Source organism: Streptomyces sp. NPDC015144 (genome assembly GCF_043079735.1).
GTDB lineage: Bacteria > Actinomycetota > Actinomycetes > Streptomycetales > Streptomycetaceae > Streptomyces.
This window is the reverse complement of the sequence record NZ_JBIBUU010000049.1, coordinates 1-5,071: the sequence shown is the minus strand read 5'-3', so window position 1 is coordinate 5,071 and position 5,071 is coordinate 1. Positions and strand designations below refer to the sequence as shown.

Below are 5,071 nucleotides of genomic sequence, written 5' to 3'. Positions count from 1 at the left end.
CATACAACCCACGCCCCATCCCCACCCGCTGACTCCCCTGACCAGCGAACAAGAACGCAGTCTTCCCACGCCTCCCCGCCACGCCCCGAACCACCGAAGCCGACGACTCACCACCCTCCAACGACTTCAGACCGGCCAGCAGCTCCTCACGGTCCCCGGCCAGGACGACAGCTCGATGGGTGAAGGCCGTACGTGTGGCCGCGAGGGACAGGGCGATGTCGGACGGGCTGAGTTCGGCGTCATCGGTTACGTGTTCACGGAGCCGTTCGGCCTGGCCGGCCAGTGCCGGACCGCTCCTGGCGGACAGCACCCACGGCAGCACGCCGATCGGAGCGACCGCACCGGCCCTCTCGTCCTCCGGTGCCGACTCCTCGGCCGGCGCCTGTTCGAGGATGACGTGGGCGTTGGTCCCGCTGATGCCGAACGACGAGACGGCCGCGCGACGCGGTCGATCCGCCTCGGGCCATTCCCGCGCCTCCGTCAGCAGCTCGACCGCACCCATCGACCAGTCCACATGCGGCGACGGCTCATCCACATGCAGCGTCTTCGGCAGCATCCCGTGCCGCATCGCCAGCACCATCTTGATGATCCCCGCCACCCCGGCAGCCGCCTGGGTATGACCGATGTTCGACTTCACCGAACCCAGCCACAACGGCCTCCCCGGCACACGACCCTGCCCATACGTCGCCAGCAACGCCTGCGCCTCGATCGGATCACCCAACCGCGTACCCGTCCCATGCGCCTCGACCGCGTCCACATCCACCGCCGACAACCCGGCACCGGCCAGGGCCTGGCGGATCATGCGCTCCTGGGACGGGCCGTTGGGGGCAGTCAGCCCGTTGCTCGCGCCGTCCTGGTTGACGGCGCTGCCACGGACCACGGCGAGGACGGGGTGCCCGTTGCGGCGCGCGTCCGAGAGGCGTTCGACGAGGAGAAGGCCGATGCCCTCGCCCCAGCCGGTGCCGTCCGCAGCCGCGGCGAAGGACTTGCAGCGGCCGTCGGGGGCCAGGCCGCGCTGGCGGCTGAACTCGATGAAGGTGCCCGGTGTCGCCAGCACCGTCACCCCGCCGGCGAGGGCGAGTTCGCACTCACCGTTGCGCAGCGCCTGGACGGCGAGATGCAGCGCGACCAGCGAGGACGAGCACGCGGTGTCGACCGTGACGGCCGGCCCTTCGAAGCCGAAGGTGTACGAGACACGGCCGGAGGCGACGCTTCCGGCGCTGCCGTTGCCGAGGAACCCCTCCAGGTCCTCGGGCGCCTTGCGCAGCCGGGTGGCGTAGTCGCCGTACATCACACCGGCGAAGACGCCGGTCCGGCTGCCCCTGAGCGTGGCCGGGTCGATGCCGGCCCGTTCGACCGCTTCCCAGGACGCCTCCAGCAGCAGTCGCTGCTGCGGGTCCATGGCAAGCGCCTCACGCGGACTGATGCCGAAGAACCCGGGATCGAAGCGGTCGGCGTCGTGCAGGAACGCGCCCTCGCGGGCGTACATCTTGCCGATGCTGTCGGGGTCGGGGTCGTAGAGCTCGGCCATGTTCCAGCCGCGCCCTTCGGGGAAGCCGGACACCGCGTCGGTGCCGTCGGCGACCAGCTGCCAGAGTTCGTCCGGTGAGGTCACTCCACCGGGATAGCGGCAGCTCATCCCGACGATGGCGATGGGCTCCCGTCGCTCGGACTCGACCTCTTGGAGCCGGCGTCGGGTCTGGTGCAGATCGGCCGTGACCCATTTCAGGTAGTCGACGAGCTTCTCTTCGTTCGGCATTCGGGGTTCATCTCCTCAAGCCCGTGTCAAACCAGGTCAGCGCGAGTTGCTGCGGCCGAGTTCGTTGTCGATGAAGTCCAGGATCTCGGCGGCCGATGCCGATTCGATCTGGTCGGCCACACCGTCCGCTTCGCCGTGGGAGCCGCCGTGGCCCACGGTGAGAGTCGCCGTCAGCGCCTGCAGACGCTGGACGACCTGGGCGCGTACGTCCGGCCCGTCGGCACCGGACACGACGCCGGCCGGGGCGTCGGTGAGGGCGGGCAGCGACGCCAGCGAGGCTTCCAGTGCGTCGAGCTCTGCCAGTACGGAATCGGCGGGGGTGGTCGGTGCCGGGGCGATCCCGGCGAGGAGGTGCGCAGCCAGCGCGGTCGGGGTCGGATAGTCGAAGACGAGCGTGGCGGGCAGGCGCAATCCGCTGAGCGCGTTGAGTCGGTTGCGGAGTTCGACGGACATGAGGGAGTCGAAGCCGAGTTCCTTGAAGGCCAGGTCGGCGTCGACCATCGCGGCCGAGGAGTGCCCCAGGATGGTGGCGACCTCTCCGCGCACCCACTCCACCACCATCGGCTGCCGTTCCGCTTCGGGGGTGGCGGCCAGTCGCTGGGCCAGTGTCCGGGCGCCTGATGCACCGCTCGCAGTGCGCCGGGCCGTGGTCCGGATCAGACCGCGGAACAGCGCCGGGGGCACGGGGTGGGAGCGGAGCGCGGCCCTGTCGAGTTCGGCGGCGAGGGTGACCGGACGGTCGGCGGCGAGCGCCGCGTCGAAGAGTTCCAGACCTCGTTCGGAGGTCATGGAGGTGAAACCGGAGCGTGAGATGCGGGCCAGATCCTCGGTGCGCAGATGGCCGGTCATTCCGCTGGCCTGTCCCCACTGGCCCCAGGCGATGGCGGTGGCCGGGAGTTGCCGGTCACGCCGGTGCTGGGCCAGGGCGTCGAGGAAGGTGTTGGCGGCGGCGTAGTTGGCCTGTCCGGGGCTGCCGAGGGTGCCGGCCGCCGAGGAGAAGAGGACAAAGGCGGCCAGGTCCAGGCCCTTCGTCAGCTCATGGAGATGCCAGGCACCATGGACCTTCGGACGCAGCACTCCGTCCAGGCGATCAGGCGTCAGACCCGCGAACACCCCGTCGTCCAGTACGCCCGCCGTATGCACCACCGCCATCAGCGGATACTCCACCGGTACGGACGCCAGCAGGTCCTCCACCGCGTTCCGGTCCGCGACATCGCAGGCCGCGAATGCCGCCTCCGCGCCCAGTCCGGCCAGCTCGGCCCGCAGCTCCTCAGCCCCCGGCGCCGCCGGACCACGACGGCTCGTCAGAAGCAGACGCCGCACACCGTGCTTCACCACCAGATGCCGTGCCACCAGGCCGCCCAGTGTCCCCAGCGCGCCCGTGACCAGCACCGTCCCCTCCCGGTCGGCGAGGCCGCCCGGGGTCGGCGTCGTCGGTGGCGCCACCCGTGCCAGGCGGGGCACGAGCACCGCACCGTCGCGTATCGCGACCTGTCCGTCGTCCCAGGCGACGGCCGTCGGCAGCGCGGTCAGTGACGTCGCGGACCCGTCCACGTCGACCACGACGAGGCGGCCGGGGTGTTCGGACTGGGCCGAGCGCAGCAGGCCCCACACGGGCGCGAGTGCCAGGTCGCCGACCGGTTCCCCGGTCCCGGCGGCGACCGCGCCGCGTGTCACGACGACCAGGCGTGACTGCTCGAACCGCGCGTCCGCGAGCCAGTCCTGCACCGTCCCCAGCATCTCGCCGAGTACCGCGCGCACCTGCTCGGGGACCTCGGTGTCGGGTGCCCCCGGTCCGCCTCCCTCGGCGTGTGCCCAGGGCGCGAGCACCAGATCGGGTACCGGCGCGCCGGACTCGACGGCATCGCCGAGCGCCGCCAGGGAGTCGTACGGAAGGACCGGCAGGCCCGGCGGCAGTGCCGCGGCCAGGTCCAGCGGGCTGTCCGGAGTGCCGAGTACGGCCCAGGTGCCCGTCTCCGCCGGCGCGGTGGAGGCGGCGGCCGCGTGGGGCGCCGGGACCCAGTCCACCTGGAACAGCGCGTCGTCGTTGCGGCCGCGGGCGTCGCGTTCCGCTGCCAGTTGCGCGGCCGGGATGGCGCGGGAGACCAGTGAGGCGACTGTGGCGACCGGGGCGCCCTCGGCATCGGCGATCCGCAGCGCGACGGCGTCCTCGCCGACGGGGGTCAGCCGGACCCGCAGCACGGAGGCGCCGGTGGCCCGCAGGGAGACTCCGCTCCACGCGAACGGCAGCCGTACGCCGTCGTCGGCCGGTGCGTCGTCCTTCGTGGACCGGGCCACTCCCAGCACATGGAGCGCCGAGTCGAGCAGAGCGGGGTGGATACCGAAGGCCCCCGCCTCACCGACGGCTTCCTCGGGCAGTGTCACCTCCGCGTAGGTCTCCTCGCCGAGCCGCCAGGCGGCCTGTAGCCCCTGGAACACCGGACCGTACCCGTAGCCGTCGGCCTCCAGACGCTCGTACCAGTCCTGCACGGGGAGCGCCTCGGCGCCCGCCGGCGGCCAGATCTCCAGACCGGATGGTGCCTCGGCGGCCCGGCCGGCCGCCGCGTCGGCCACCAGGAATCCGGAGGCGTGGCGGGTCCATTCACCGGACCCGGTGTCGTCCTGAGGGGAGGAGTGCACGGAGAACGCGCGCCGTCCCGCGTCATCGGGGCCCTCCACCTCCAGCTGGAGCCTGATCGCCTTCGTCTCGGGGATCAGCAGAGGTGCGTGCAGGGTGAGTTCCTCCACGTCCGGGCAACCGACCCGGTCTCCGGCGTGCAGCGCCAGCTCGATGAACGCGGTGCCCGGCAGGAGCACGGTGTCCAGCACCGCGTGGTCCGCGAGCCAGGGGTGTGTGCGCAAGGACAGCCGCCCCGTGAGGGTCAGGCCGTCGCGGCCCGCCGGGGTGAGCGCGGCGCCCAGCAGGGGGTGGTGGACCGGGGCGAGGCCCAGGTCGCCCGCGTCGCCCGGGGCTCCGTCGGCGGTCAGCCAGAAACTCTGGTGCTGGAACGGATAGGTGGGCAGTTCGACGGGGCGTGCGGGGCGGGGTGTGAGCGGGGCGAAGTACGTCGTCCAGTCCACTGCCACGCCGTGGACGGCCAGTTCGGCCGCCGAGGCGAGGAATCGTTCGATCCCGCCTTCGTCGCGCCGCAGCGATCCGGTCACCACCGCGGCCGAATCCGCTGCCTCGATGGTCTCCTGGACGCCCACGGTCAGTACGGGGTGGGCGCTGGACTCGACGAAGGTGCCGAATCCTTCCGCGACCAGCGTCCGCACGGCCGTCTCGAACTCGACCGTCTGCCGCAGGTTGCG

At 72.0% G+C, this 5,071-nt stretch carries 2 protein-coding genes; both read right to left on the bottom strand.

Translation table 11 applies throughout. The features are described from left to right. On the bottom strand, positions 1-1,759 hold a 1,759-nt coding region (locus ACF08W_RS34965), incomplete at its 3' end, for a type I polyketide synthase (protein WP_392281765.1). Positions 1,760-1,795: 36 nt separating this feature from the next. After that, a partial coding sequence (locus ACF08W_RS34960) for an SDR family NAD(P)-dependent oxidoreductase (RefSeq protein ID WP_392281764.1) occupies positions 1,796-5,071 on the bottom strand: 3,276 nt, incomplete at its 5' end.